The following is a 25,177-nucleotide window of genomic DNA, read 5'->3' on the forward strand; positions in this document are numbered from 1 at the left end:
TTATGAGCACTCCGGATAACGCGCGCCCCCTGGACGAGGGCCAAGAATGGTTCATCGGCGGCCAGGACCGGCAGCTGGACGACGACGCGCAGCTCGAACAGCTGGCCTCCTATATCGACGCCCACTACGAGCTACCGGACTTCACCCCGCCGTGGAAGGGCGGGGCGGGGGATCCGGCCCCGGCGGACAACTACTGCGCCCAGCTGCCCGACCGCGTCACCCACGCGGCCATGATGGTCCTGGGCACCGGGGTGGACCACAGCCTGCCGGGCGTGGCTTTCACCCGCGACGTGGAGCAGACCGACCTGCCCGAGCTCCCCGCCTGCCAGTTCTCCTCCACACAGGAGACCGCGCATTCGGGCACCTGGGTGGTCAGCCTACACTCGGGCGGCTGGTGGCGCGGTTCCGGTAGCGCCCTGGAAATGCAGTGGCGTCCGGAGGTCGCCGCCGCGGTCGGTCTGAGCGGGGCTTACGCCGTGGACCTGGACTACCCTCTGGCGCCGCAACACACGGTCGGGCAAATGCTCGAGGCGGTAGCCAAGGCCGTCGAGTACTGCCGCGCCCAGGGCGCGGACAAGGTCGTGGTCTGGGGTTATTCCTCCGGCGCCGCACTCGCCGCACTCGCCGCCCCGCTTGCCGATGCCCTCGTGCTCACCTTCCCGGACTTCGACGCCTTGGCGGCTCTGCCGGACGAGCTGCGCGCAGGACACGCGCTCCCCGACCCGAAGAGCTGGCCGACAACCTTCCTCCAGCTCGCCCGCCAGGACGAGGTCGCCGCCCACCCGGACGTTAAGGGCAGCCACATCACCACCCGGGACTACGCCGGGCGGCACCGCTTCCAGACCCCGACTGTCATGCGTCAGCGCGTCAGTGACGTTGCGGAGTTCCTCCGCGGGGTGAGCTACCGGAATTAGCTTTCCTGGGTAGCAGGTGCGACATCCATGGTCCGGCCATAGAGTTTCACCTGCTTCGCGTTGTTCGGGATGACGAACTCCCGGTAGATGCGGGACTTCTCGCCCACGGTGACCCCTCTGCTGCGCTGGCGCTTGTTCATGGACCAAGCGTTTCAAGAATTAACCCGCCTCAGCCGGGGTTTTAGCTGAGGCGGGTGCGGAGGGTTATTCCTCGCCCTCGGGGCGGACGTTCATCTCGGAGTTCTTCCACCAGCCGGAGCGGGTGATGTCTTCCAGATTGATGTCGGCCTTGTCTGGGGCGATGCCCTCGGAGTTGGTGCGCAACTCGTATTTGTAGATGGAGCCCCAGTCGCGGTCCCAGTCGTTGTTGAGGTAGCTGGGGATTTCGTACGAGTAGTTCACGGCCTCCGAGGTGGACATGGCGCCGCCGCCGCTGAAGGACTGGAAGTCGGTCAGGGAGGTTTGCGCCGGAGCGTCCGGCAGGATGCGGAATTCCGGAATCTCGGTCACGCCGGCGTAGTGGTCGAAGGTGCGCTGGCAGGGGAACTGCAAGGCGGTGGACCAGTCCAGCAGGGCCGGGCGGGAGCTGTCGAAGCGAGAGGTCATGTTGGTCAGCTCCGGCACGCGGGGCGGGGTCACGGCGACCCAGTCGTCCTCGTTGGTGGAGTCGTCCACGGCGACGATGCGCACGACGTTGGCCTCGTCCGGGATGTCGGCCAGCGGGTAACGCAGGTTACGCCACTTCGGGGTGGCGCCGACGTCCATCATCTCAATCTCGCCGGTGTTGGAGACGCGCCCGGTCTCGTCCGCGGTGCCGTACTCGAGGGTGACGTCCATGCCCTCCTGCTTAACGCCGTTGACGTCGTGGTGGTGGATCTTGCCGGCCACGCCGACGGTGATCAGCGGAGAGTTTTCCTTCTCCTCCGGCAGGTTAAACCACTTGGTGGTCAGCTTCGCGGTCGAGTTCTGACCCTCGTTGTAGGAGCCTAAGACCGGTACCTGGTTGTAGTCGAAGTTGAACGGCAGGTGCTTGACCGAGCCGTTGACGCCCGTGGTGTCGCGGGAACCGCCCTCGGAGGCGCCGGATTCCTCGGCTGCCTTGCTAGCGGAGTCCTTGTGGCTGGAGTCCTCGGAGTCATCGGAACCGGTAGCGTCCGAGTCGGAGACGTCCCCGCCGGCGGAACGGTTGCCGCCGGAGGTGGCGGAACCGGCCGAGCCGGAGTCACCGATAGCGCCGACCGACGCGGAGTTCTGCGCCTCCTGCTCGATATCCTCCGGGATGCCGTTGGGGTCGAAACCGTAGTTGTCCTTGTCCGGATCAATTAAGGAGTCACCGAAGCCGCCGTCCATCGGGGAGAGGAAGGCGTCGTTGGTATTGGTCTCGATCATGGCTTCATCCGACAGCGAGCAGGTCTTGCCCGCCAGGGCCTGGGTGTTGCCCTTGCCCACGCTGTAGGCCGGGTACTGGTCGACATAGGCCTTGGCGAAGGAGGCCACGGAGATACCCACGATGAACGCGCAGGCCAGCGCGATAGGCGCCGACATGACGCCGGCCCAGCGGGACACCCGGTCGGCCTCTTGGCGTGCGAACTCATCGGTGGCGCCGGCGGCCGCGGCTTTCGTCTTGCGCGAGTTGTGGCGGAAGGACTGCCAGATGCCGATCCCCACGAGGATCAGCCCGATGGCCAGCAGCACGGTGTTGGCCTCGATGGCCCGGAACTGGATGGTGCGGTCCCACCACGGCACGCCGAAGGAGGAGACGTACCACCAGGCGTTCCAGCCGGCGGTGGAGAAGGCCAGCAGGATAACCACAGCGGCCAGGGAGAAGGTCCTCGCCCGCGGCGACTTCAGCGCGATCTGGGACAAGACCACCGCGCCGAGCGCGGCGATTACGCCGGCCACCCCGGCGTAGATGCCGAAGTGGTGGGTCCACTTGGTCGGGGTGAACAGCAGGAAGAACATGGACATGGCCACGATGAGCAACAGGCGCCGGGTGATGTCCTGCGGCGCGCCTGCCACGCGGTGGTCCTTGATGTAGGCGTAGATGATGAGCACCAGGCTAAACAGCATGGTGAACATAGCGAAGCGGCGGGTCATGGAGCCGTCCACGGACTGCTGGAACAGCGTGGAGTAGCGCACGTACTCGGAGTACCACGGCAGCGCCGGGCCGACCTCGGAGCGCACGCGGATGGACTCCATCACCGCGGCCAGGGTCTGGTCGCCGAATACAGCCACGAAGATCGCCGTGCCGGAGGCCAGGAAGGGAGCGATCATGCCAAGCCAGCCGGTGGCCCCGCCGCCCAGCAGCGGCAGGCGCTCGCGCATGATCTTGAACAGCTGCGGCAGGCAGACCAGGAAAACACCGACGGCGAACAGGCCGGTCGGGCCCGCGCCCAGGGTCAGCGTGGCGGCGATGGTGCCCACGGCCGCGGGCAGCAGGCGGCGCGTGGCGATGGCGCGCTCAAAGGAGGCCCAGGTGAAAATCACGCCGAGCGCGATGACCGGTTCCGGGCGGACACCGTTGTTGTACGGCAGCCAGAAGGCCAGGAACATCAACGCCGCGGTCCAGTGGGCCACGCGGCGAGAGTCAATCAGCTCGCCGAAGCGGGGGAGCAGTTCGCGCGAGAGGATGAACCAGATGAGAAACGCGGAGACCAGCGCTGGCAGGCGCATGAAGACCGAGGTCGCGGAAATCTGGGACAGGAAGGCCACCAGGTCGTAGTACGGGGAACCGAACGGTGACTCCGGCACGCCGTACCAGCGGTAGTAGTTGGCCATGTAGTCCGCGTTCTCCGAGACCCGCCCCATGGTCAGGATGAAGCCGTCGTCGGAGGTGTTGGCGCCGAAGATATGCCAGAAGACCAGCACCGCGGCGACCATGCCGTCCAGCGGGCGGATCTTCTTCCAGGATTCCGGCATGAAGCCTGGGCGCTTGCCATCCAAGCGGTCGATGCGCCACAGCGTGAACAGGCTGATCAGTACCATCGCGAGGCCGCCCCACATGGCCAGCGACTTGATCAGGGTGGGCGAAGAGGTAAACCGCGAGTTGATTTCGACCTGGACGTCGAGCCCGTCCGCGCGCAGCTGGGCGAGGTTTTCCGGGGTGTCTTCGATCTCCGAGTAGGCGCCGGTGACCTGCGGGCGCAGGTCGTCGTCATCGATCGACTGGGAGAACGGGCCCACCTCAACGGTGGTCTCGTCCTCGGTTGAGGAGATGTGGATGACGTCCTTGTCGTCTAGGCGCTCCATCTGAACCGGGGTCAGGGAGAGCACGACCTCGTTCAGGGAGCTGACCGACAGGCCGAAGTCGCCCGCGTTGACGAAGAGGCCGCGGTCGGTGGCTTCCTTGGAGGAGGCCGGCAGCGTGCCGAAGAGTTGGGTCTGCCCCTCGCGCAGTTGGTCGATAGCGGAGACCGGAATATCGGCCTCCAGCTGTTCCGGCGCCAAGGAAATAAGCGGCGCGTTGACCGAGTTCAGTGAGTCGTCGCTGGGCCAGCTGAACGAGGACTGGACCTGGTTGACCGGCAGCAGAGGCGTGGCGATAAATAGCACGAAGCCCACCAGGCCCGCCACGATGGCGCAAAGACGGAGCCACCCGGGGGCGGGGGAGCCGTGGCTGGTGGGTTCGGCTGGCATATACGGAGTTGCGAGGCTATCTGACACGGCGAATAGTTTACGGCACCGCGGCTAAAACTCCATGTCGCGGCATACCCTCCGCCGGCTAATCCGTGCGGACGGCGACCACGAAGGGGCCGACCTGTTCCATCGCCCAGTGAGCCTCGTCGAAGACCTCGGAGTCGAAGAAGACGGCCCGGTAGCGCACGTTCGGCTGGTTGGGGTAGATGTCCTCGGCCAGGTGGGTCTTGAAGCCGTCGGCGGAGTCTTCCATGCTGCCGCGGAAGAGCATGGCGTCCGGCCCGCGCCAGGGGGCCGAGTCCAGGGCGTCGAGGAACTCCTCCGGGGTCTGGTCCCAGGAGTCGTTGGCCCAGGTCTCGATCTGCTCGTTGCGGGCGTCGAACTGGCCCAACGGGTTGGCGTAGTGCGCGGTGAAGGCGTTAAAGCCCCAGTAGGGGTGGTAGGCCATGAACAGCCTTTCGTCGGTGAGCATCACGGATTCGTTGGGCACTACCCCGTGGTCCTCCAGGAAGTGCTGGATCTCCTGGTAGTGGCCGGAGGAGTCGCTGGTGTAGCGGTCGGCGCGCTCGCCGTAGCCGTCGGTGTCCGTGTAGGCGTGATCGATGGCGGACTCGTTTTCCTCGGGAATGCGCTGGGCGTAAAAGACCCCGCTCAGCACTAATACGGCCATGAACGCGGCGGTGATGCGGCGGTTCGTGGCGGGGCTAAAGCCCTGCGGCCAGAGCTTGTCGATGCCGTGCATGCGCACCTCGGCCAGCGCCAGGACGCCGGCGGTGGCCATGATGAGGACCACGAGGATTTCCAGGCGGAAGCCGAGCAGCGTGCTGCCCAGCAGGGTCAGCACCATCGATGCCGCGATCCACAGGTAGGTGCCGCCGAGCGCCCAGCCCAGGGTCCGGATGTCGCGGTTGTTCTGGCGCAGGAACAGGTACACCAGGCCGATGAGGCAGAGCAGCCCGATGATGGTCGGGGCCAGGAAGGGCACCGGGATCTGCGTGCCCTCTTCCGGCAGGTAGTGCTGCGCGGTGGAGTTGATGGGGACATCGGAGCGCAGGACGCCGAGGACGTATGGGCCCCAGCAGATGGCGGCCAGGGCCAGCGAGCCGACGCCGATGCAGATCAGGCGCACGATGGGCTCCCAGCGACGCTCCAGCACCGCGGTAATGATGGCCACGAAGCTGACGACGGTCAGGGAGATCGCGCCGGTGAACAGGGTGTAGAAGGAGGCCGAAGCGCCGAGGAAGAGCGCCAGGCCCAGCGTGGACAGCCAGGAGCCATGGAAGGCCCGGGAGCACAGGAAGGCCGCCGCCGGAACGCCCATCGCGATGACGGCGGAGTAGGGCTCCTCGGCGGCAATGGTCAGCGTCACCGCCGTGGTGGTCAGCGCGATAGCGGTGGCTACGGGCAGGGAGCCGACTAGGCGCTGCCACAGCGGCACCAGGAGGCACCCGCACATGGCCAGGGAGATTAGCGCCCAGGGCTGGAAGACCTCCCAGCCGGGAATACCCAGCACGTTGGCCAGGCGCCCGCCCAGCCAGAACCAGCCCATCGGGTAGAAGGTGGGCAGATCCAGGTAGTTCATGTCCGCGTGCGTGGCGGTATCCGCCATCCGCGTTAGGAACTGCGTGCGGAAGCTCTGGTCGACCTGGATGCCGTCCAGCCACAGGCGGCTGGCCGACAGCGGCAAGCCGATGGAGGACAGCACCAGCAGCGCCGGGGAAAGGTAGGACACGACGGCGGTCAGCCAGGCGCGCCAGCGCGGGCGCGGGCCGGCCGAGTGCTTGTCCCGGATCCAGAAAAACAGTAGGACGCCTACCACCATCAGCGTAGCGACAATACCTACCGTGGCCAGCGCGCGCGTGACCATCGAGGTCGAAAACGCCGGCAGGGACACCGTGCGGAAGACTACCCAGCCGGCCAGGGTGACCAGCCCGCCGCCCAGCGCGGTGAGCAGGATGGCCAGCAGCGCCGGCCCACGGCTGAGCTCATCGCGATGATCGCCGAACTGGGACAGCGGCCGGGCGGAGGCAGGTGCGGAAGGAGTTGTCACGGTGGACTCAGTGGACATGCTCTCTAGTTTCTCATATAGCGCGGATCGTTCCTCATAGCGCACGCTGCGAACGGGGATACTGGTCGAGGCTGCGGATGTCGCTATACAGCGCCAGGGATCTTAGGTACGGTTATTCGCGGTCACCGTGATCAGAACTAGGGAGAGACTATGAAGCGAGGATACGCAGTCGCAGCGGCGGGCGCGGTCGCGGCGGTGGCTATCGCCGTCCCCGTGGTCAGCCAGTCCTTTGGCGAAGATGAGTCGGAGTCGGTGCCCGCCCAGAAGGTGGGAGTGACCGTCGAATGCGCGGTGGAAGGCCCGGGAGCGACCGGGGACACGCGCGTTGTGGGCTCGGTGATTGGCAACGGCCAGACAGAAAAAGAGGCCCAGCGCGATGCGGGCCTCTACGTCAGTCGTTTCGGCGATGCCGAGCAGCAGGAATGTCGCCAGCTGCCCCGGAACGAAAGCTCCGGGGCCTATGCCTCAACCGGCGAACCGATTTAGAACGGCAGCTTCCGGAAAACCGGCTGCGGGATGAACTTGAAGGCCAAGCTCACGTACTTGAACAGCGGGTGGACGAAGATGGACTGCTTGCCGTCGAGGACCGCCTGCACGGTGTCCTTCGCGACATCGGAGACGTTGACGGTCAGCGGGGCATCGCCAGCTTCGGCGGACATGCGGGTGCGGACCTGGCCGGGGCGGACCACCAGCACGTTGACGCCGTCGCCGCGCAGGGCCTCGCCCAGGTTGACGTAGAAGCCGTCAAGGCCGGCCTTGGAGGCGCCGTAGACGAAGTTGGAGCGGCGCACGCGCATGCCGGCCACCGAGGACAGCACCACGATGGTGCCATGGCCCTGCGCCTTGAGCCGCTGGCCCAGCAGCACGCCGACGGAGACCGGCGCGGTGTAGTTGACCTGGGCAGAAGCCACAGCCTTGGCCTGGTCCTGCCACAGCTGTTCCTGATCGCCCAGGGTGCCGAAGGAAACGATGGCGACGTCGACGTCGCCGCGGGCGAAGGCGGCATCGATAACCGCCGGGTGGGATTCGAAGTCGGTGGCGTCGAATTCGATGACCTCTACGTCCGCGCCCTTGTGGGCCAGCTCCGCGCGGGCGGCCTCCAAGTGCTGGGAGCCCGGGCGGGCCGCCAGGGTGACCTTGGCCGGACCGCGGTCCAAGAATTCTTCGACGATGCCCAGGCCGATTTCGCTGGTGCCGCCGAGAAGGAGAATGTGTTGTGCTTGGCCTACTGCGTTAAGCATGAGTGTCCTTTCTTAGTGCAGCTCGAGGCGCCGCGACATATCGGAGGCAAAGACGCCGGTCGGGTCGATTTCGTTGCGGGTTTTCAGCCAGCCCTCCAGGCCGGGGTACATGCGGTGGAAGTTCTCCGCCGAGGTACGCGACTCCTTGGCCAGATAGAGTCGGCCGCCGAATTCCATGACGCGGCGGTCCAGGTCGTCCAGGAAGGAGCCCAGGCCCTCGCGGATGGGGAAGTCCACGCAGACGTTCCAGCCCGGCATCGGGTAGGACAGTGGCGCGCGGTTGCCTTCGCCAAAGAGCTTGAAGACGTTCAGCGCGGAGTAGTGGCCGGAACGCTGCATGTCCCGGATGATCTCCTTGAACGGCTCGACCGCGTCCATGGGGACCACGAACTGGTACTGCAAAAAGCCCTTGGAGCCGTAGCCGCGGTTCCATTCGCCGATGAGATCCAGCGGCTGGTAGAACTGCGTGAGGTTCTTGACTTGGTTCCGGGCGGGAGCGCCCATCAGGTAATAGGCCTCACCGATGGCGGACAGCGTCAGCTTGTTCATGGTCCAGGACGGGAAGATGTCCGGCACGGTCATCAGCTGCGGCGCGTTGAACTTCAGTGGATCCTGCGCCAGCTTCGGCGCGAATTCCTTGAGCTGGTCCAGTGTGGCCAGGCTGCCGCGGGAGATGGTGGAGCGGCCCAGCTTCGGCTCCGGGGAGATGACGTCGAACCAGGCGGAGGAGTAGGTGTAGTTCTTCTCCGAGCCGTCCGAGTGGAAGGCGATGGTCTCTTCCAGGTTCTCGGTGCGGTCCGTGTCCGCGATGAAGTAGGCGGTCTCCGTCTTGGTCATGCGGATCTGCGCGCGAAGGATGATGCCGGTCAGGCCCATGCCGCCCACGGTGGCCCAGAACAGGGTGCCGTCCGGGTCATCGGAGCTGCCCTCCGGCTCCAGGTGGAGCACGCGGCCGTCGGCCACCAGCAGCTCCATGGAGACCACGTGGTCACCGAAGGAGCCTGCGGAGTGGTGGTTCTTGCCGTGGATGTCCGGGCCGATGGCGCCGCCGATGGTCACCTGGCGGGTGCCCGGCAGGACCGGGACCCACAGGCCGAACGGCAGGGCGGCCTTCATCAGCTGGTCCAGGTTGACGCCGCCGTCGACGTCCACGATGGCGCTGTCAGGATCGATGGAATGGATCTGGTTCAGTGCCTGCATGTCGATGACGAGGCCGCCACCGTTTTGGGCCGGGTCGCCGTAGGAGCGGCCCATGCCGCGGGCGATGACGCCGCGGCGCAGATGCTGCGGGGCGTCGGCGTTGGCGTCCGCAACCTGTGCGACCGCGTTTTTGATGACATCTACATCCGGGGTGGACAGCACGTGCGCGGTGGTCGGCGCGGTGCGGCCCCAGCCGTGGAGAGACTTCTCAGTGGTGTGTAATTCCATCTTTCAACTCTTTGCTTGACGGATAGTTCAATGTCCTAGCCTACCTAGTGCCGATCGGTATAGGTGTGAAAGCCAGCGCGGCGAGTTCGTGATATTCGGAACAAAACGGGCAGTACAACCGTATTATTTGTGCCCGGATTCTATCTTTTCGGGAAGGAAGCCTAGAGATCCATGAGCTCGCGGATCTCGGCGGGAAGCTCCTCCTGGGAGCAGATCACCGGGCCGTCGTAGGCCTTGATGATCTCCATGACTCGGGTGCGGGAGGCCGAGTCCAACATCGGCAGCTCCTCGGCCATCAGCCGCGTCACGAACCCGTCGAAGGGAAGGTTGGTGTGCTCGGTGGCCAGAAAGTGGCCGTGGCGGTGGTCGTCCTCGTTGGTCTGGTCTTTCCCCGCCTGCTGCGCCGGGGTGAGGTGTTGCGGATCCGAAGAATACATGCGCCCAATTCTAGCCCTGCCTACAGTGGTGTCATGACTTCTACCGACCGCGAACGGACCGCCACCACGGTCAGCGCCGACAAGCAAGCAGACAATACTGACAACACTGACAACTACGCCCTGGATGACACGCTCGCCGGAAGGATCGCCCAATCGGCGATCATCGGCGCGGTGACTGCCTACCCGGACTGGATCAAAAACCGCACCGTGCTCATCGGCGCCTACGCCCTGTCCGCCGCCGGCTTTTTGGGCCTGGTGGGCTACCTGAACGCCCAGGACGAAGACGAGGAGGAGTTCGGCCAGGTCCCGGACGACGCCCCGAGCCTGCCCGCGTGGTCCATCGTGGCCGGCGTGGCGGTCTTCGCCCTCGGCGCGGCGCTGGACATCGCGGTCACCCGCCGGGTGGCCGGCTGGCTGCGCAAGCGCGGGGTCACCAAGCCGTGGACGCTGCTGGGGGCCATCGGGGCGGGGTTGACCTTCGTGGTCAGCGAGGCAGAGGCCCGGGAGATCGCCCGCCGCGCGGATTAAGATCCGTCTCAACTGGGGTAACGGTTAGCTAGCGGCGAAAGCGCTACGCTGGGGCCTATGTCAGAGATGGCCAGCGTCACCGATATCCGCGCCGCCCGCGGCCGCGGGGATCAGCTGGTGCGCCTTGCGCGCGAGCCGCTGACCGTCATCTGCCAGGTCTCCAACGTGCGTGCCGACGCGGAGGTCCACCGCCAGATCGGGCTGAACGACGCCCTGTCCTTCCACGACCTCCACGACGTCCTCACCGTCTGCTTCGATCTGCCGGACGAGGACTCGCCCTGGCACTTCTTCGAGCACCTCGACGCCCGCGGCAAGCGCATCGATCCCACCCACCAGGTCTCGGAGTTCCTGTGGCGCGTGGGCTCGCAGGTGGACTACACCTGGGGGCTGTGGGACTTTTCCCTGGTGGTCGCTGATATCTACCCGCGAGACGCGGGCTCGCCCCGGGCGCTGTGCGTGGGCGGTTCGGGTTCCTTCCCGGGCTCGAGCTTCAACCTGACCGCGGTCAATGCGGCGCTGACCGGGCAGGACACTATCGACGAGGTCCTGGAGCTGGTCACCGGAGAGGTGCGCCAGATAGTCGAGCGCACCCGGCTTTATGATTTCGTGCCTCTGCTGCAGGCGCTCGACTTGGAGCGCGAGGGGGATATCAGCCCGCAGGCGCAGCGGGTGCTGGCGAGCCTGCCGCGGGAGGTGACCTCCCAGGGCAAGGACGCCTTCTGGTCGACGGTGCTGGGGCTGGCCTGCCTGTCCGGGCCCGAGGTCACCGACAGTGTCATCGAGACTACCATGAACGCCCTGGGCTGGGTCGATGACGACGGCTCCGAGCTCGCCGCCGACCAGGCCCGCCACGAGTGCGAGGCCTCGCTGAGCGCCCTGGCGGAGATTGGCGGGCTGGGGGAGCAGAAGGCCTCCCCGGTCGAACGCCTGGATATCTACCGCGCCCTGCTGCGGCGCTGATCGTCAAGCCGCGGGGCGGAAGGCGGTAGGCTAGTGACCCGTGAATGACATGCCGGAGAACACCGAAGTCCAACGCGGATCCCTGAAACAGCAGCTGGGGCGCTTCATCGCGGTGGGCGTTTTCACCGCTGCCTTGGACTACGGGCTGACCATGGTGCTGATCGCGCTCGGCCTGCACCGCTCCGCGGCCAAGGCCATCGGCTGGGTCTTCGGCACCATCGCCGCCTACATGGCGAACGCGCGCTGGACCTTCGGCGCGCAGGTGACCGGTCGTACCGCCGCGACGGTGGCGGTGCTCTACGGCTGCACCTTCGCGGTGCAAAACCTGCTGTTCTGGCTGCTCAACTCGCCGCTGATGGCGCTGGGCCTAGACGGCGCGGTAAAAAACACCGTGGCCTTCGTCATCGCCCAGGGCGTGGCGACGGTGACCAACTTCGTCGTCCAGCGAGTGTTCGTGTTCAAGTAGGGAAGTAGCGGAGAAACTAGTGGCTGGTCAAGCAGACCTAACGAAGATGGCGGGGCGGCTGTCCCAGTCGAACTCGCTGCGCGCTCAGTCCGCCAAGTTTATTATCACCGGCGGCATCTCCGCGGTCGTGGACCTGGGGATTACCTGGCTGCTGCAGATCGCCCTCGGCATGCTGGGGGAGACTGGGGCGCGCTCCGTCGGCTTCGTCGCGGGCACGCTCACGGCCTACCTGCTCAACCGCAAGTGGACGTTCAACGCGCGGCCGAGCTTGCGGCGCCTGCTGGCGGTGGCCGCCACCTACGCGCTGACCTTCCTGATCAACATCACGCTCTACCGCTGGGGCTTTGGCTTCCTCGATCACAGGCTGGAGTGGCCATCCACCCCGGCGTTGGTGGTGGCCTACGCCGTCTCCCAGGGGCTGGCCACCTTCGTGAACTTCTGGGTCCAGCGCTGGATCATCTTCCGCTCCACGCGCAAGAGCTTTGAGGTGGACTAGGCGCTAGCTACTAGGGGCTTAAACGCTAATTCTTGGGCCGGCGGAAGTCCTCGGTGCGGCCGCGGTTGTGTAGCTTTAACCACTCGATGAAGCCGGCCGGGTCGCGGCGCTGGATGAGGAAGAACCAGCCGAAGCGGGCGAATTCCTGCGGTAGCAGCTTGCGCATGCCGCGCTGCCACAGCAGGTAGCCGCGGTTGCGGTAGGTGAAAAAGCGCTTGAACTCGCCTTCCGGGTACTGGGTGTGCATCCGCCCGCCCAAAATCGGCTTGAACTCGTCCGAGCCGTCTGGGTGCAGGTAGGCGCAGTTCAGCGCGGTGCCGAAGGGCAGGCCCGAGCCGACCAGCCGGCGGTGGTACTCGACCTCATCGCCGCGGATGAACAGGCGGTAGTCCGGCACGCCGATGACCTCCATCGCCTTGGCGGAGATCAGCGCGCCGTTGAACAGGCTAGCGATGCCGGGCAGGAAGTCGCCCTCCAGCTCGTCCAGGCGGCGGCGCCAGACCAGGCCCTGGCGCAGCGGGAATGCCAGGCGCTGCGGGTCGTCGATATTGCAGACCGCTGGGGAGACCTCCGCCAGGTGGTGGTCTTCTGCCACGCGGTAGAGGGTTTCCAGCACGGAGTGGTCGGCTGGCCGGCCGTCGTCGTCGGCGCACCAGATGGCGTCCGCGCCTAGGGACAGCGCGGTCAAAAAGCCCAGAGCGAAGCCGCCGGCCCCGCCCAGGTTGGTTTCCGAGGGCACGTAGACCGCGCGCTCGCCCGCGAGCTCGTCGAGGGAGTCGCGCACGGCGTCTTCTGCCCCGTTGTCCACCACGATCACCCAGTCGACCGGGTGGGTCTGGTTGACCACCTGATCCAGCGATAGGCGCAGCAGCTCGGCGCGCTGGTGGGTGACGATGACGGCGGCGGTGGTGCCGGAGGAATGCAAGGTGGCAGTCATGCGCTCTATTGTGCCACCGGCGGGGTGCCGGCCCGGCTACTGACACCCAGCGGAACTAGGATTGCGCGTCCTCGTTTTCGAAGCGCTTGCGCAGGTCGCGGACGTATTCGCCCACCTCGGGACCCTCGTAGTCGGCCACCACGTCGGCGACCTCGCCGGCCGAGCGGATTTCGCCGTGGTCGATCCACAGGGCGGTGTTGCACAGCTGCGCCAAGAAGTCGTTGGAGTGGGACGCGAAGACCAGGATGCCGGAGCGCTTGACCAGCTCCTCCAAGCGGACACGCGCCTTGGCCATGAAGGCGGCATCGACAGCGCCGATGCCCTCGTCCAGCAGGAGGATCTCCGGCTCGATGGAGGTGACCACGCCCAAGGCCAGGCGCACGCGCATGCCGGTGGAATAGGTGCGCAGCGGCATGGACAGGTAGTCGCCCAGCTCGGAGAACTCCGCGATTTCGTCCATCTTCTTTTTCATCTGCTTGATGGTCTGGCCCAGGAACAGGCCGCGGATGATGATGTTGTCGTAGCCGGAGACCTCCGGGTCCATGCCCACGCCCAGGTCGAAGACGGGCGCGACGAGGCCGCGCACGTCGGAAGAGCCCCGGGTGGGCTCGTAGATGCCGGACAGGAGGCGCAGCAGCGTGGATTTGCCGGCGCCGTTGTGGCCGACCAGGCCGACGCGGTCGCCCTCCCGCAGGTGCAGGTTGATGTCCTTTAGGGCCTCGACCACCACGGTGTTGTCCGAGTTCTTGCCGATGGCGCCGCCGGCGGAGGAGAGCACTGCCTTCTTTAAGGAGCGGGACTTCGCGTCGAAGATGGGGAAGTCCACGCAGGCGTTGTAAGTATCGATAGAAACCATAGTTGGTGCTCCTTCTAGACCCAGTAGCTCACGCGGAAGCGCCACTTGCGCATGGCCAGACCGGCGATGAACAGGCCGGCGATAGTGCAGCCGATGACGATCCACCAGTGGTAGGCGGCCACCGGCTCACCGATCATCGGGGCGCGCACGACCTCCAGGTAGTGGTACAGCGGGTTGATCTCCGCGATGCGGGCGCGGTCCGCCACAGCGCCGCCCTGGTCCTTCAGGGTGTTGGTCATCCAGACGATTGGCGTGACGTAGAACAGCAGCTGGGTCAGCGCCTCCAGCAGCGGAGCCACGTCGCGGAAGCGGGTGGCGATAATGCCGAAGAACATCGCTACCCACACGCCGTTGACCAGCAGCAAGAACAGGCCCGGGATGAATAGGAAGAACTCCCAGCCTAGGTGGCGGGGGAAGATAAGGATGAGCAGCAGCCAGATAATCATGTTGTGGCCCAAAAACAGCGTCTGCCGCCAGACCAGGCGGTAGACGTGCACCGACAGCGGGGCGGGCAGCTGCTTGATGAGCCCCTCGTTGTCGATGAAGATGGTGGAGCCTTCCTTGATGGCTCCGGAGATGAAGTTCCACATAATGAGGCCCACCGTGACGTGGGGGAGGAACTCCGCGACCGGGATCTGGAACAGCATGGAGTACAAAAGGCCGAGCGCCGCGGCCATCACGCCCGTGGCGATGGTGATCCACAGCGGGCCCAGCACCGAGCGGCGGTAGCGCTGCTTGATGTCCTGCAGGCCCAACATGAACCACAGTTCGCGCTGCTTAGCGCCTTGGATGAGATCTCCGAAAGCGGCGCTGAACGTCATGGACTTCGACTCTGGGGCGGCGCCGCCGTCCGGAGTAGCCGTCATGCGCGCTACGTCTTCCTGCAGTTTATTTTCGTCTTGCACGTGAAATACCCTATCGCGCTGAAGGGCAAAAGTGGGTCTTGCCGCCCGAGAGTTAACGCACAACTGGCTAAAATAGCGGCCGGTTCCGCACGCCTCCAGCGCAGTTAATGGCGGTATAAAGGCGGTGAATATATACCTAATGACAGAGCACATCAGCATTTCCTGGGCATTTCAGTATTGTGGTGAAGTGGCGTATAAAGTGGGGTGGCATAAGGCGCGAAGCCGCGCCCGCAACAACCACCCAAGGAAGGTTCGAACCGCATGGTCACACGGTACGATGTCGCCAGTGTGCGCGGCCTATACACCGGCTTGTCGGGCGGTTGGACGTATCTGAATGCACACGACGTGCCGCAAATCCCGGAAAAGGTGATCGCGGGCGTATCCCGTGCTTTCCGCACCTCCGCCTTGGTGGCGGATCAGGACATCTCCTCCGGCACGCACTCGGCGGCGCCGCAGCCCGGCCGCCTGGAGGGGCAGTACTATATCGACTCCGCGCGCACCGCCGTGGCAGACCTGGTGGGCGCTACCGCCGACCGCGTGGTGCTGGGCGCCAACCTGCCGGTGCTCTACCAGGCGCTGGCGCGGGCGATCGCGCCGCTGCTGCGCGCTAATTCCTCCGTCGTGCTGTCCAAACTGGACCCGCCGGAGCTCTACTCCGCCTTCACGGAGGTCGACGCGCAGGTGCGCTGGGCGCAGCCGGACCTGGGGACCGGGGAGATGCCGGCCTTCCAGTTTGCCGAGCTCATCGACGGCTCGACCCGCCTGGTCTCCTTGGCCGCCGGCCACGAGCTGCTGGGCACGGTGGAGCCGGTGGCAGAAATCATCGACACGGTCAACACCCGCTCGCGGGCCTGGACCCTGGTGGATATCTCCGCCACGGCGGGCTACCGGCCGGTGGATATCGACGCGCTCGGCGCCGACATCCTGGGCGTCGACCTGGGCAAGCTCGGCGGTCCGCAGGTCGCCGCCCTGGTATTCCGGGATACCCGTATGTTCAAGCGGATCGACGCGCTGAGCCCCGGCCGCCACGGCGCGGCTAAGCTGGAAACCCCGGTGTCTACGGGCCTGGCCGGCGGCGTCAGCCCGCTCATCCATCACTTTGCCGCCTTGGGCGGGGAGGCGGCTGGCCGCGGATCCCGGCGGCGCCGCCTGATTTCCTCGATGCAGCTGCTCGAGCCCTACCTGAACGGGCTGCGCGACGATCTCTACCAGTTCCTCGGAACCCTGCCCGCCGTCCACATCCTGGGCGTGACTGGGGAAGCAGCCGCGGGCGCGAAGGAGGATCGCCTCCCGCGCCTGAGCTTTGCGGTCAACGGCGTGCCCGCGGAGACCGTGCACCAGCGGCTCTTTGATAACCGCCTGGTGACCACGCTGGCTCCGTCCACCCCGCTGCTGAGTGAGATGGGCGCCGACGAAATCGGCGGCGCCGTCACCGTCGCCCTGGGGCCGTTCAACACGGCCTGCGACGTGGAGCACCTCACGCGCGTGGTGGCCTCGCTGGCCTAATTAGTCCGCGACCTGCAGCACCAGCGTGCCGGTGACCTCGCCGGAATCTAGGGCCGCGTGGGCCTCGGCGGCGTCGGCCAGCGGGTAGGTGGCGTGCCAGTGGTGGCGCACCGTGCCGTCCGCCAGCCACGGCCAGACGTTGTCCACGGTATCCCGCACGATGGCCGCCTTGTCCTCCAGGGAACGCGCGCGCAGCGTCGTGCCCTGCAGGGTCAGACGCTTGGCCACCAGGATGCCCATGTTCAGCTCTTCCTTGGTCCCGCCCTGCAGGCCGATGGTGACCATGTGGCCGTCCTTGGCCAGGGCCTTCATGTTTTGCTTTAGGTACTTTGCGCCGATGATGTCCAGGATGACGTCACAGGAGTTCTTGAGCTCCTCGGCGAAGTCCTGCTCGTGGTAGTTGATGAGGATATCCGCGCCGAGCTTCCGGCAGGCCTCTAGCTTCTCCGCCGAACCGGCGGTGACCGCCACTTCGGCGCCGAGCGCCTTAGCGACCTGGATGGCGAAGGTGCCGATTCCGCCCCCGCCGCCGTGGATCAGGATGGTCTGGCCCTCGTGCAGGCCGGCCTCCATGGCGATATTCGACCACACCGTGCACGCGACCTCGACGACCGAGGCCGCGTGCTCCAGGCTGTAGCCCTCCGGGATGGGCAGCAGCTGACCGGCTGGCACCGCGACGTATTCCGCGTAGGCGCCGCCGGCGAGCAGCGCGGCGAATTCCTGGCCGACCTCGAGATCGGTGTCGCCCGCGTCCGCGATGGTGCCGGCGCACTCCAGGCCGAGCAGTTCCGAGGCACCTGGCGGCGGCGGGTAGTTGCCCTGCGTCTGCAGGATATCGGCGCGGTTCACGCCGGCGTAGTGGACCTTGAGCAGGACCTCGCCGGGCTGCAGCTCGGGCTGGTCGACCTCGGCGAGCTCAAGCGAGCGTGGGGTATCAGGATCTTTTTGAATGATTGCCTTCATGCCCTTCCACGGTACCGAAACTTCCCCAGCTTCCGCAGGTAGAGAATCCGCAGGAAAGGCCCCGCTTTACCGGAGCGGAGCCCCGCTCGGGTAAGGTGAGCATGTCGCCTGCGGGCGGCAGAGGGAGACGTGGCAGAGCGGCCGAATGCACTGGTCTTGAAAACCAGCGTGGGGAAACTCACCGCGGGTTCAAATCCCGCCGTCTCCGCCAACGGGGGTTCGGGGAAATATCGACTTCTGTCCTTTTCGCCGGCGCCCCACCTGGGGAAACGTGTGCCCGGGGCGGCAAAGGTCGATGGTTTCCCTAGCCCTTTGAATCCAACCAGGCATCAATCCCGCCGCGCAGCGAGTAGAGCGGGCCGGTCAGCCCGCGCTCGCGGAAAAGGTGGACGGCCTCGGCTGAGCGGACGCCACCGGCGCAGTGGACCACCACGGTCTGATCATTGTCCAGGGCGGCGGTCACCTCGGGCGGGGTGTAGCCCTCGCGCAGGCGGGGCAGGGGGCATTTCACCGAACCGTCGAGGGCGAAGGTGGCGACCTCGTCCGGGTTGCGCACGTCGAGCACGAGGGCGCCGGCGGGGATGGTCTCGGTTTCGTGCACGTCCGGATAGACCGCGGGCGAGGAGGCGGTGGGCTCCTCCGTGGCCAGGGCGTCGGTGACCGGCCCGTGCGCGCGGATCCGCTCGGCGACGGAAGGATCGCCGTTCACCGGGATGTATTCCCAGGTCCCGTCGAGGGCGGAGAAGTACCCGAGCTGGCCGATGAGCGGGTTCCCGACGCCGGTCAGCAGCTTGAGGGCCTCGAGCGCCATGGCGGATCCGACGGTGCCGACCACCGGGCCCAGCACGCCGGCCTGCGAACAGCTGGGCACCGAACCGGCCGGCGGAGGGGTGGGGAAAAGATCCTCGTAGATGGGCCCACGGCCGGCCCAGAAGACGGTCATCTGTGCGTCGAAGCCGAGGATGGAGGCCCACACGTGCGGGATGCCGCGCCGGGCGCAGGCGTAGGAGGCCAGGTAGCGGGTGGCGAAGTTGTCGGATCCGTCCAGGACCACGTCGGCATCCGCCAGCAGCTCTTCGGCGTTGTCCGCGTTCAGGCGCGTGGAGACGGCGTTGACCTCAACAGTCGGGTTGAGGGCGAGCATGGCCCGCCGGGCCGACTCGGCCTTGGGCGCGTTCGCGCGGGCCGCGGCGTCGGTGTGGATGACCTGGCGGTGCAGGTTGGATACCCCGACGGTGTCGTCGTCGAAGACGGTAATGCGGCCGACCCCGGCCCCGGCCAGGTACAACAAGGCGGGCGAGCCCAGCCCGCCGGCGCCGATGACGGCCACGTGCCCCGCGCGCAGCCGCGCCTGGGCCTTACGGCCGAAGCCGGCCAGGCTGAGCTGGCGGCGGTAGCGCGCGACTTCCGCCGGGCTGAACTGCGGATCCGCGCCGGGCTGCTCAGCGCTCATTCGATTCCCACCCACTGCACAGAGTCGTCGTCCAGCAGCTGTTCCTTCCAGATCGGAACCTCGGCCTTCACACGGTCGGCGAGCTCCGCGGCCGCGACGAAGGAGTCCTTGCGGTGGGCCGAGGACGCGATGACCACGAAGGCCAGTTCGCCAATCGTGAGGGGCCCGGTGCGGTGGGCGGTCCACAGGCGCACCGCCGGGTGCGCGGCGGCGACCTCGCCAGCGATGCGCGCGATCTCCGCATCGGCGCTGGGGTGGGAGGAATAGGTCAGCAGTTTTACCCGCTGGCCGCCGTCGTGATCGCGGACGATGCCATCGAAGGTCACTGCCGCGCCCATCGCCCGGGTCAGGACTTCTTCGCGGGCGGGGCCAACCAGTTCTTCCAGGGGCTGTTGCGTCAGGAAAGCGCCCAGGACCTTGCCGGTCTGGGCGTGGACGTAATCCGGATCCCCGTTAGTGCTCATGTGTTCCTTCTAGCATGTCAACCAGGGGAACCACTAATTCTTCCAGGACTGAACAACTGTCCTTCACCCCTCCCGTAGAACCGGGCAGGGTCATGGCGAAGGTCGTGCCGGTCACCCCGGCCACCGCACGGGAGGCCAGGGCCGTGGGCACTGATTCCAGGCCCTTCTGCCAGAAAGCCATGGGGATACCGGGCAGCTCGCGCTCCAGGTGCTTGGCGACGGCCTCGACGGTGCGGTCGTCCGCGCTCAGGCCGGTGCCGCCGGAGGTCAGGATGACGGAGTGCCCGGCGGCGAAGGCGGCGTCGACGGCCTGCTCAATATCGGCGTCAGGGACGACCACGGGGTCGGGAGTATCAAAGCCCTTGCGGCGCAGGAAATCCACGGCGATGGGGCCGGAGCGGTCCTCGTAAATCCCGGCGGCCGCGCGGGTCGAGGCGACGATGACGAGTCCAGTGCGGGTCATGGCAGCTCCTTCAATTCCTTCACACTCGGGGAAAATTACAAAGAATTACAGCGGGTAGATGGTTACTTGGGCGCCGGCGTCCAGCTCCGCGGCGATGGGGATGCGGATGAGGCAGTCGGCGCCGATGGCCTGCGCGACCAGATGGGAACCCGGCCCGCCGACCTGGCTGACGGTGATGGCGTCGGCCCTGATTGTCATGTGGCCGCGCAGGAAGCACTCGCGGTCGTCCAGCCCGGTCACCGGGTGCGCGAGCTGGGCGGGCAGGGCCGGCAGGGTGGTCCCCAGCAGGTCGGCGACGTAGAGGTGGAAGCTGACCAGCGAGGAGATCGGGTTGCCCGGCAGGCAGATGACCGGCGTCCCGGCGAGCTTGGCCAGCCCCTGCGGGCCGCCCGGCTGCTGGTCGACGTGGCCAAACCAGCCGTGCGGTTCCAGCACCTGGCGCACGACCTCGAACTTGCCGGCGCTGATGCCGCCGGAGGTCACGATGGCGTCCGGCTGCAGCTCCGCGATGGCGGTGTCCAGGTCGCGGCGCAGCTTGTCCGGATCGTCGTCGGTGCGCACGTGGCCGGCCACGACGATGCCGGCTTCCGCGGCCAGGGCCGTGAGCATGGGCCCGTTCGAGTCCGGGATGGCGGCCGAGCGATCCGCCAGGTCCGCGCTGCTGCTGCCGATCTCCGCGCCGCCGGTGCAGATCACGATCCGCGCCGGGGCGACCACGTTGACGGTCGGGATGTCCTGGCCCGCCAGGGTAGCGATGACCGCCGCGTTGATGCGCGTGCCGCCGGTGACCAGCGTGGAGCCGCGGGAGATATCGCTGCCGGCGGCGCGCACGAACTGTCCCTCCGGCACGGCCGGGGCCGTGACGGTCTCACCTTTAGCCAGAAAGTCCGCCGGCTCGGTGCGCTCGACCGGCACGATGGCGGCGGTGCCGCGCGGGACCTTCGCCCCGGTCATGATGGGCGCGGCCTGGCCGTCCAGGCCGTCCGCGTAGAAGCGATCCGGATCCGTGCCGGCCGGGATGGTCTCACCGACCGTAAAGGTCCCGCCCGCCGCGGTGGGCAGGGCGTAGCCATCCATCTGCGAATTATCGAAGCGGGGGGAGTCATAGGCGGCGACCACGTCCGCCGCCAGCGTGGCGCCCAAGGATTCGCTCAGTGCTACCTCGTGGTGCCGGCTGCGGTGGAGCGCGCCGCAGTCATCCAGCAGTTGCTTGACTTCCGCATGGTGCTGTTCCGGAGTACGCATGGGCCCCATCTTAGCCGCCGCGGTGCGGCGGCCGCGGAACAGAGTTGGCCGCGGGCTGAACGAGCGTTCTAGGCGCACTGGGGTGGTGGGTTCGACAAGGAAGGACCTAGCCCGGCATAGTAGAGGCCATGTTGGAGGTGCACTATTTCGCGGCCGCCCGCGCCGCTGCCGGGACGGCCCAGGAGCAGATCCCGGACGCGCAGGTGCCCGCCCGCCTAGGCGAGCTGCTTGATCAGCTGGTCGCCGCGCACCCGGGGACCACGGAGGCGGGGATGGGACTGGAAGAAATCCTTCCGCGCTGCACCTTCCTCGTCGACGGTTCGGCCGCCGGGGACAGTTACCGCGAGGTAGCCCTGGCAGGGGTCGCCCGCGTGGACGTCCTGCCGCCGTTTGCGGGCGGTTAGGAGCGGCCGCCGCTGGCCAGGCGCCGGACCGGGCTGGTGAAGAAGTTGACCACGCCGGAGACCAGCGAGAGCACCACCGCGCCCAGGATGGCCGGCCACCAGCCGTCGATGGCCAGGTTGCCCACGCCCAGATCCAGCTGGTTGAGCAGCCGCTCGACCAGCAGCAGGACGGCGCCGTTGATGACCAGGATGAATAGCCCCAGCGTCAGGCAGGTAATCGGCGCGCCGAGGATCCGCAGCACCGGGGTAACCACCGCGTTGACCACGATGAAGGCGATGGCCACGGCGATGAACGTGCCGGAAGAGCCGGGCTCGTTGGTCGATCCGATTTCGTTGAAGCCGTTGGCCGCCGGCGGGACGATGTCCACGCCCGGCACGAAGGTGACCACGACCCACAGGGCGATCGCGATGGCCACCACATTCAGGGCCAGGTTGACGAGGGTACGCATGGCGGGACACTCCTAGCGGTTGACGTTTCGCCCCATTCTAGCGGTCCCGCCGCGCCCGCCTAGTCCGCCTGTGCCGTGGCGGCGCGGAAGGCGGCTGCCAGCGCGTCGGTTTCCTCCGCGGTGGTGACGGTGATGCGGATGCCCTCGTCGAAGGCACGCACCAGCACGCCCTCCGCCGCGATCTTGGCGGCCAGCTCCTGCGGCGTGCCAATATCGGCGATGGCCGGCGCCGGCAGCCACACGAAGTTGGCCTCAGAGTGCGGGCTGCCGAAATCGGCCAGCTCGGCGGCGACGCGCTCGCGCTGCTCGACGGCCTCGTCGGTGCGGGACTGGAGTGCGGCAGCATCCGCCAGTGATGCCAGGGCGCCGGCCTGGCCCACGGCGTTGACGGAAAACGGCACGGCCACCTGGTTGAGCGCGGCGATGATATTCGCGGCGCCGAAGGCGTAGCCCACGCGCACCCCGGCCAGGCCGTAGGCCTTGGAAAAAGTCCGCATGCCCACCAGGTTCGGGTACCGGCGCAGGTACTGGGTGGCGTCCGGGGTATCCGCGGCGCGGTTGTACTCGAAGTAGGCCTCGTCGAGGGCGACGATGACGTCGCCGGGCACCTTGTCCATGAAGTCGGTGAACTCCTGGTTGGTGATGGTGGTGCCCGTCGGGTTATTCGGGTTGCACAGGAAGATCAGGCTGGTGCGCTCCGTGATGGCGCCGGCCATGCCGGCCAGATCCATGCCGTGGTCCGCGCCCAGCGGGATGGCCACTGGCTGCGCGCCGACCACCTGGACGAAGATCGGGTAGGCCTCGAAGGAACGCCACGGGAAGATGACCTCGCTCTCGGCGGTGGAGGTGATTTGCACCAGCTGCTGGCAGATGGCCGAGGAGCCGGTACCTACCGCCACCTCGTCGAAGTCCACGCCCAGGTGCTGGGCCAGGGCCTCGCGCAGGGCCACGGCGCCCATGTCCGGGTAACGGTTGGCTCCGGCGGCGGCACGGTTCATCGCCTCCTGCGCGGCCGACAACGGCGGGTGGCTGGCCTCATTGGAAGACAGCTTCACGGCGTCGTCGTTGCGCGCGCCGGGCCGGTAGACGGGTAGGGAGGAAAGGTCAGGACGAATCATGAAGTTAACCTTAGGGGTTGCGGGGCTCGTGCGGGCCGAAATCGAAATCTGCGGTGGCCGGGCCGAAGGGATCGAGGCGGACCTCGAGGAAGGCGCCGGTCCTGCTGGCCGCAATCTGCTCCAGGAAGCTTAATTTGAAATCGCCGGGAACGCTGATGATCTCCGTGATGCCGATGGCCTTGAGCCCGTCCAGCAGGAACTCGCCGATGGTGGTGCGCATAAAGAAGTCCTTTCCGGTTAAGGTGCGCCAGCACGGCGCGGGGTGGTGGATCGTGCTGTGAGCGTCCTGCCTTCCGACTATGTCGTGCGGCTTTGTCCGAGCTTGCGGCGCCCCGGGACAGTAGGCGGGATAATAGGGAGGGGCGAGTTTGTTTCTGTTTTGGTTAACAGGTACCCTAAATCTTCGTAACTCATGGTGCGACGGCTGGTTCGCGCTAGCTAGTAGCACCGCGTTTTACGCTGGAGACGTGCCAGAGCGGCCGAATGGGGCTCACTGCTAATGAGTTGCCCTCTTAACGGAGGGCCGGAGGTTCAAATCCTCTCGTCTCCGCCGCATTTATAGTCCGCGCTCCGAGGTAGCTTATTCCTCGGGACGCGGGCGTTTTTGGCTTTGTGCAGGCCTTGTCCCGGCGGATTGCGAATCTGCGCGAGCAGAGTATAAGTAGTGTAATGACAAAATCCGGGCGGCCAGACAAAAACGCATCCACAGGATCGGAGGCGAATGCCTCGGAGTACCCAGCCGGGCAGGATCCCGCCCGGTGGCGCGTGCTCATCGTCCTGCTCGTCGCGATCTTCATGTCGCTGCTTAGCGTGTCCATCGTCAACGTGGCCCTGCCGTCCATCCAGGCCGGCCTGGACGCCAGCGACTCCGACGTGCAGTGGGTGCTGTCCGGTTACGCGCTCACCTTCGGCGTGGTACTGGTGGCCGCCGGGCGCTCCGGGGACCTGGTGGGACGCGGCGGCATCTTCATCGTCGGCATCGCTATCTACACCCTGGCCAGTGCCTCGGCGGGGTTTGCGCCGAATGCCGAGTCGCTCAATCTCTCCCGCTTCATCCAGGGCGTTGGCGCAGGCTTGCTCAACCCGCAGGGCGTGGGCATGATCCAGCAGTACTTCCGCGGTGCGGAACGCGGCCGGGCCTTCGGCTACTTCGGCTCCACCGTGGGCGTGGCGGTGGCCATCGGGCCGGTGCTGGGCGGCTTCCTCATCCGCATCGGCGGCGCGGACCTGGGCTGGCGCCTGACCATGCTGGTCAATTTCCCCATCGGGCTTTTGGCCATCGTCTTAGGTCTCATGTGGTTTCCGCGCCCGCTGTTTTCCAGGGTGCGCGACAGCGCCGGGGAGAAGGTTGGGGCCTGGCAGGCGTTTAAGTCCCTGGACCCAGTCGGCGCGCTGTTGCTGGGGCTGGCGGTGCTGTGCGTGCTCTTCCCGTTCGTGGAATCCTCCGGCTCGCGGTGGGTCTGGGCCCTCCTGCCGGCCGGGGCGGTTTGCGTGGCCATCTGGGTGGCCTGGGAGCGCCACCACAAGTCCACCGGCCACGAGCCGATGGTGGACCTGGGCATCTTCCAGACCTTTACCTTCCGCAACGGCACCATCATCGCCACGCTGTGGTTCATGGGCATTACCAGCATCTGGGTGCTGGTCGCGCTGTACTTCCAGAACGGGCTGGGCTATTCCGCGCTGGTGGCCGGCTGTGTGGGCCTGCCCTCGGCGCTGCTGAACTCCGTGACCGCCACCCTGGCCGGCAAGAGCGTCTCGGTCTACGGGCGCCGCGTAGTGATTATCGGCATGCTGACCACGCTTTTCGGTCTGGTGACGACCATCGCGGTGATTTGGGGGACCACGCACTGGTCCGTCAGCGAGTGGTGGCTGGTGCTCACCCTGTGCTTCGTCGGCGCCGGTCAGGGCGCGGTGGTCTCCCCGAACCAGACGCTGACGCTGGCCGAGGTGCCCGCCAACTACGCCGGCTCCTCCGGCGCGGTCATGCAGACCGGGCAGCGGATCGGCACCGCGGTAGGGCTGGCGGTGACCACCGCCATCGTCTTCGCCACCCTGGCCAACACCGACGCCGATTGGCCCGGGGCCATCATCATGGGCTTCGCCATGATTACCGCGGTCTGCCTGGCGGCCCTGGGCTTCGGCGTGGCCGAACGGGTGGGCCGCCGGCGCTAGGCGCGGGCGGCGTCCGCGTCCGCCGAGGCGACGGCGAAGCCCTGGCCGCAGAAGAATTCCTCGGCCGG

Annotated in this window: 26 protein-coding genes and 2 tRNA genes; 11 read left to right on the plus strand and 17 right to left on the minus strand. The window is 66.8% G+C overall.

All coding sequences use genetic code 11. The features are described from left to right. Positions 1–2 precede the first annotated feature (2 nt). The gene (locus tag CCONF_RS00635; protein ID WP_290224170.1) at positions 3–914 is read left to right on the plus strand and encodes an alpha/beta hydrolase; all 912 of its coding nucleotides are present in this window, start codon (positions 3–5) and stop codon (positions 912–914) included. Here the strand turns inward: CCONF_RS00635 and CCONF_RS00640 are convergent. The 3 genes from CCONF_RS00640 to CCONF_RS00650 form a co-directional block, all read right to left on the minus strand. Further along, a complete protein-coding gene (locus tag CCONF_RS00640) occupies positions 911–1,054 on the minus strand; it encodes a hypothetical protein (protein WP_290224172.1) in 144 nt (47 codons plus the stop codon). The genes CCONF_RS00635 and CCONF_RS00640 overlap by 4 nt on opposite strands. A gap of 64 nt (positions 1,055–1,118) precedes the next feature. Further along, positions 1,119–4,550, minus strand: a complete 3,432-nt coding sequence (locus CCONF_RS00645) for an arabinosyltransferase domain-containing protein (protein ID WP_290226417.1) — start codon at positions 4,548–4,550, stop codon at positions 1,119–1,121. 85 nt (positions 4,551–4,635) lie between these two features. Then, complete coding sequence (locus CCONF_RS00650; protein WP_290224175.1) at positions 4,636–6,618, minus strand: galactan 5-O-arabinofuranosyltransferase; 1,983 nt, start codon at positions 6,616–6,618, stop codon at positions 4,636–4,638. 150 nt (positions 6,619–6,768) lie between these two features. On the opposite strand from CCONF_RS00650, the gene CCONF_RS00655 reads away from it, so the two are divergent. After that, positions 6,769–7,104, plus strand: coding sequence for a hypothetical protein (locus CCONF_RS00655; RefSeq protein WP_290224178.1), 336 nt, complete (start codon positions 6,769–6,771; stop codon positions 7,102–7,104). On the opposite strand, the gene dprE2 is transcribed toward CCONF_RS00655, so the two are convergent. From dprE2 to CCONF_RS00670, 3 genes are all read right to left on the minus strand, one after another. Further along, positions 7,101–7,859, minus strand: coding sequence for a decaprenylphospho-beta-D-erythro-pentofuranosid-2-ulose 2-reductase (dprE2, locus tag CCONF_RS00660; RefSeq protein ID WP_290224180.1), 759 nt, complete (start codon positions 7,857–7,859; stop codon positions 7,101–7,103). The two genes, CCONF_RS00655 and dprE2, sit on opposite strands and share 4 nt — an antisense overlap. Positions 7,860–7,871: 12 nt before the next feature. Further along, positions 7,872–9,287 (minus strand): decaprenylphosphoryl-beta-D-ribose oxidase, encoded by a 1,416-nt coding sequence (gene dprE1, locus CCONF_RS00665; protein WP_290224182.1) that lies wholly within the window; start codon positions 9,285–9,287, stop codon positions 7,872–7,874. Positions 9,288–9,448: 161 nt separating this feature from the next. Next, on the minus strand, positions 9,449–9,724 hold the full coding sequence (locus CCONF_RS00670; RefSeq protein WP_290224184.1) for a hypothetical protein: 276 nt from the start codon (positions 9,722–9,724) through the stop codon (positions 9,449–9,451). 33 nt (positions 9,725–9,757) lie between these two features. Between CCONF_RS00670 and CCONF_RS00675 the strand changes: the two genes are divergently transcribed. Genes CCONF_RS00675 through CCONF_RS00690 form a run of 4 tightly spaced genes read left to right on the plus strand, consistent with a single transcriptional unit; the run spans position 9,758 to position 12,174 of the window. After that, on the plus strand, positions 9,758–10,252 hold the full coding sequence (locus tag CCONF_RS00675) for a hypothetical protein (RefSeq protein ID WP_290224186.1): 495 nt from the start codon (positions 9,758–9,760) through the stop codon (positions 10,250–10,252). Positions 10,253–10,309: 57 nt separating this feature from the next. Next, positions 10,310–11,212, plus strand: coding sequence for a hypothetical protein (locus CCONF_RS00680; RefSeq protein WP_435384080.1), 903 nt, complete (start codon positions 10,310–10,312; stop codon positions 11,210–11,212). 49 nt (positions 11,213–11,261) lie between these two features. Continuing rightward, positions 11,262–11,678 carry a GtrA family protein gene (locus CCONF_RS00685; protein WP_290226420.1) on the plus strand — a complete coding sequence of 139 codons (417 nt, stop codon included), beginning with the start codon at positions 11,262–11,264 and terminating at the stop codon, positions 11,676–11,678. A gap of 46 nt (positions 11,679–11,724) precedes the next feature. Then, positions 11,725–12,174, plus strand: coding sequence for a GtrA family protein (locus CCONF_RS00690; RefSeq protein ID WP_290226422.1), 450 nt, complete (start codon positions 11,725–11,727; stop codon positions 12,172–12,174). Between the two features lie 25 nt (positions 12,175–12,199). Here the strand turns inward: CCONF_RS00690 and glfT1 are convergent, their stop codons facing one another. Genes glfT1 through wzm form a run of 3 tightly spaced genes read right to left on the minus strand, consistent with a single transcriptional unit; the run spans position 12,200 to position 14,833 of the window. Continuing rightward, the gene (glfT1, locus tag CCONF_RS00695; RefSeq protein WP_290224190.1) at positions 12,200–13,111 is read right to left on the minus strand and encodes a galactofuranosyltransferase GlfT1; all 912 of its coding nucleotides are present in this window, start codon (positions 13,109–13,111) and stop codon (positions 12,200–12,202) included. A 55-nt stretch (positions 13,112–13,166) separates the two neighbouring features. Beyond that, positions 13,167–13,967, minus strand: a complete 801-nt coding sequence (wzt, locus tag CCONF_RS00700) for a galactan export ABC transporter ATP-binding subunit Wzt/RfbE (RefSeq protein WP_290224192.1) — start codon at positions 13,965–13,967, stop codon at positions 13,167–13,169. A gap of 14 nt (positions 13,968–13,981) precedes the next feature. Then, complete coding sequence (gene wzm / locus CCONF_RS00705; RefSeq protein ID WP_070768538.1) at positions 13,982–14,833, minus strand: galactan export ABC transporter permease subunit Wzm/RfbD; 852 nt, start codon at positions 14,831–14,833, stop codon at positions 13,982–13,984. A gap of 300 nt (positions 14,834–15,133) precedes the next feature. Between wzm and CCONF_RS00710 the strand changes: the two genes are divergently transcribed. Continuing rightward, positions 15,134–16,378 carry an aminotransferase class V-fold PLP-dependent enzyme gene (locus CCONF_RS00710; RefSeq protein WP_290224196.1) on the plus strand — a complete coding sequence of 415 codons (1,245 nt, stop codon included), beginning with the start codon at positions 15,134–15,136 and terminating at the stop codon, positions 16,376–16,378. Here the strand turns inward: CCONF_RS00710 and CCONF_RS00715 are convergent, their stop codons facing one another. After that, a complete protein-coding gene (locus CCONF_RS00715; protein WP_290224198.1) occupies positions 16,379–17,341 on the minus strand; it encodes an NAD(P)H-quinone oxidoreductase in 963 nt (320 codons plus the stop codon). It abuts the gene before it with no gap. Positions 17,342–17,464: 123 nt separating this feature from the next. Here CCONF_RS00715 and CCONF_RS00720 point away from each other — a divergent pair. Then, a tRNA-Ser gene (locus CCONF_RS00720) sits at positions 17,465–17,552 on the plus strand. Between the two features lie 93 nt (positions 17,553–17,645). Here the strand turns inward: CCONF_RS00720 and CCONF_RS00725 are convergent. The 4 genes from CCONF_RS00725 to CCONF_RS00740 are packed head-to-tail and all read right to left on the minus strand — an operon-like array spanning position 17,646 to position 20,966. Next, positions 17,646–18,794 carry a ThiF family adenylyltransferase gene (locus CCONF_RS00725; RefSeq protein WP_290224199.1) on the minus strand — a complete coding sequence of 383 codons (1,149 nt, stop codon included), beginning with the start codon at positions 18,792–18,794 and terminating at the stop codon, positions 17,646–17,648. Next, complete coding sequence (locus tag CCONF_RS00730) at positions 18,791–19,258, minus strand: molybdenum cofactor biosynthesis protein MoaE (protein WP_290224202.1); 468 nt, start codon at positions 19,256–19,258, stop codon at positions 18,791–18,793. Before CCONF_RS00730 ends, CCONF_RS00725 begins: the two co-directional genes overlap by 4 nt. After that, positions 19,248–19,721 carry a MogA/MoaB family molybdenum cofactor biosynthesis protein gene (locus CCONF_RS00735; RefSeq protein ID WP_290224206.1) on the minus strand — a complete coding sequence of 158 codons (474 nt, stop codon included), beginning with the start codon at positions 19,719–19,721 and terminating at the stop codon, positions 19,248–19,250. The genes CCONF_RS00730 and CCONF_RS00735 overlap by 11 nt, the downstream gene beginning before the upstream one ends. Before the next feature lie 45 nt (positions 19,722–19,766). Further along, positions 19,767–20,966: a molybdopterin molybdotransferase MoeA gene (locus tag CCONF_RS00740; RefSeq protein ID WP_290224209.1), complete on the minus strand. Its 1,200-nt coding sequence runs from the start codon at positions 20,964–20,966 to the stop codon at positions 19,767–19,769. Between the two features lie 128 nt (positions 20,967–21,094). Between CCONF_RS00740 and CCONF_RS00745 the strand changes: the two genes are divergently transcribed. Then, positions 21,095–21,370 (plus strand): MoaD/ThiS family protein, encoded by a 276-nt coding sequence (locus CCONF_RS00745; RefSeq protein WP_290224212.1) that lies wholly within the window; start codon positions 21,095–21,097, stop codon positions 21,368–21,370. Here the strand turns inward: CCONF_RS00745 and CCONF_RS00750 are convergent. Genes CCONF_RS00750 through CCONF_RS00760 form a run of 3 tightly spaced genes read right to left on the minus strand, consistent with a single transcriptional unit; the run spans position 21,367 to position 23,157 of the window. Continuing rightward, on the minus strand, positions 21,367–21,819 hold the full coding sequence (locus CCONF_RS00750; protein ID WP_290224215.1) for a phage holin family protein: 453 nt from the start codon (positions 21,817–21,819) through the stop codon (positions 21,367–21,369). The two genes, CCONF_RS00745 and CCONF_RS00750, sit on opposite strands and share 4 nt — an antisense overlap. Positions 21,820–21,878: 59 nt before the next feature. Next, on the minus strand, positions 21,879–22,937 hold the full coding sequence (gene hisC, locus CCONF_RS00755; RefSeq protein ID WP_290224217.1) for a histidinol-phosphate transaminase: 1,059 nt from the start codon (positions 22,935–22,937) through the stop codon (positions 21,879–21,881). A gap of 10 nt (positions 22,938–22,947) precedes the next feature. Next, complete coding sequence (locus CCONF_RS00760; protein WP_290224220.1) at positions 22,948–23,157, minus strand: hypothetical protein; 210 nt, start codon at positions 23,155–23,157, stop codon at positions 22,948–22,950. Between the two features lie 241 nt (positions 23,158–23,398). On the opposite strand from CCONF_RS00760, the gene CCONF_RS00765 reads away from it, so the two are divergent. Together CCONF_RS00765 and CCONF_RS00770 are read left to right on the plus strand one after the other, a co-directional pair. Further along, a tRNA-Ser gene (locus CCONF_RS00765) sits at positions 23,399–23,487 on the plus strand. A 119-nt stretch (positions 23,488–23,606) separates the two neighbouring features. After that, positions 23,607–25,109 (plus strand): MFS transporter, encoded by a 1,503-nt coding sequence (locus tag CCONF_RS00770; protein WP_290224222.1) that lies wholly within the window; start codon positions 23,607–23,609, stop codon positions 25,107–25,109. Positions 25,110–25,177 lie beyond the last annotated feature (68 nt).

The sequence above is a fragment of the Corynebacterium confusum genome, from assembly GCF_030408715.1.
Lineage (GTDB): Bacteria > Actinomycetota > Actinomycetes > Mycobacteriales > Mycobacteriaceae > Corynebacterium > Corynebacterium confusum.

Coding starts and splice junctions, on each gene's coding strand:
- dprE2 (WP_290224180.1), bottom strand. CDS start 7,859: ATGCTTAACGCAGTAGGCCAAGCACAACACATTCTCCTTCTCGGCGGC.
- CCONF_RS00750 (WP_290224215.1), bottom strand. CDS start 21,819: ATGCGTACCCTCGTCAACCTGGCCCTGAATGTGGTGGCCATCGCGATC.
- CCONF_RS00760 (WP_290224220.1), bottom strand. CDS start 23,157: ATGCGCACCACCATCGGCGAGTTCCTGCTGGACGGGCTCAAGGCCATC.
- CCONF_RS00680 (WP_435384080.1), top strand. CDS start 10,310: ATGTCAGAGATGGCCAGCGTCACCGATATCCGCGCCGCCCGCGGCCGC.
- CCONF_RS00670 (WP_290224184.1), bottom strand. CDS start 9,724: ATGTATTCTTCGGATCCGCAACACCTCACCCCGGCGCAGCAGGCGGGG.
- CCONF_RS00650 (WP_290224175.1), bottom strand. CDS start 6,618: ATGTCCACTGAGTCCACCGTGACAACTCCTTCCGCACCTGCCTCCGCC.
- CCONF_RS00745 (WP_290224212.1), top strand. CDS start 21,095: ATGTTGGAGGTGCACTATTTCGCGGCCGCCCGCGCCGCTGCCGGGACG.
- glfT1 (WP_290224190.1), bottom strand. CDS start 13,111: ATGACTGCCACCTTGCATTCCTCCGGCACCACCGCCGCCGTCATCGTC.
- CCONF_RS00715 (WP_290224198.1), bottom strand. CDS start 17,341: ATGAAGGCAATCATTCAAAAAGATCCTGATACCCCACGCTCGCTTGAG.
- CCONF_RS00690 (WP_290226422.1), top strand. CDS start 11,725: ATGGCGGGGCGGCTGTCCCAGTCGAACTCGCTGCGCGCTCAGTCCGCC.
- dprE1 (WP_290224182.1), bottom strand. CDS start 9,287: ATGGAATTACACACCACTGAGAAGTCTCTCCACGGCTGGGGCCGCACC.
- CCONF_RS00645 (WP_290226417.1), bottom strand. CDS start 4,550: ATGCCAGCCGAACCCACCAGCCACGGCTCCCCCGCCCCCGGGTGGCTC.
- wzt (WP_290224192.1), bottom strand. CDS start 13,967: ATGGTTTCTATCGATACTTACAACGCCTGCGTGGACTTCCCCATCTTC.
- CCONF_RS00725 (WP_290224199.1), bottom strand. CDS start 18,794: ATGAGCGCTGAGCAGCCCGGCGCGGATCCGCAGTTCAGCCCGGCGGAA.
- CCONF_RS00730 (WP_290224202.1), bottom strand. CDS start 19,258: ATGAGCACTAACGGGGATCCGGATTACGTCCACGCCCAGACCGGCAAG.
- CCONF_RS00635 (WP_290224170.1), top strand. CDS start 3: ATGAGCACTCCGGATAACGCGCGCCCCCTGGACGAGGGCCAAGAATGG.
- CCONF_RS00655 (WP_290224178.1), top strand. CDS start 6,769: ATGAAGCGAGGATACGCAGTCGCAGCGGCGGGCGCGGTCGCGGCGGTG.
- hisC (WP_290224217.1), bottom strand. CDS start 22,937: ATGATTCGTCCTGACCTTTCCTCCCTACCCGTCTACCGGCCCGGCGCG.
- CCONF_RS00710 (WP_290224196.1), top strand. CDS start 15,134: ATGGTCACACGGTACGATGTCGCCAGTGTGCGCGGCCTATACACCGGC.
- CCONF_RS00735 (WP_290224206.1), bottom strand. CDS start 19,721: ATGACCCGCACTGGACTCGTCATCGTCGCCTCGACCCGCGCGGCCGCC.
- CCONF_RS00685 (WP_290226420.1), top strand. CDS start 11,262: ATGCCGGAGAACACCGAAGTCCAACGCGGATCCCTGAAACAGCAGCTG.
- CCONF_RS00640 (WP_290224172.1), bottom strand. CDS start 1,054: ATGAACAAGCGCCAGCGCAGCAGAGGGGTCACCGTGGGCGAGAAGTCC.
- CCONF_RS00740 (WP_290224209.1), bottom strand. CDS start 20,966: ATGCGTACTCCGGAACAGCACCATGCGGAAGTCAAGCAACTGCTGGAT.
- CCONF_RS00770 (WP_290224222.1), top strand. CDS start 23,607: ATGACAAAATCCGGGCGGCCAGACAAAAACGCATCCACAGGATCGGAG.
- wzm (WP_070768538.1), bottom strand. CDS start 14,833: ATGACGGCTACTCCGGACGGCGGCGCCGCCCCAGAGTCGAAGTCCATG.
- CCONF_RS00675 (WP_290224186.1), top strand. CDS start 9,758: ATGACTTCTACCGACCGCGAACGGACCGCCACCACGGTCAGCGCCGAC.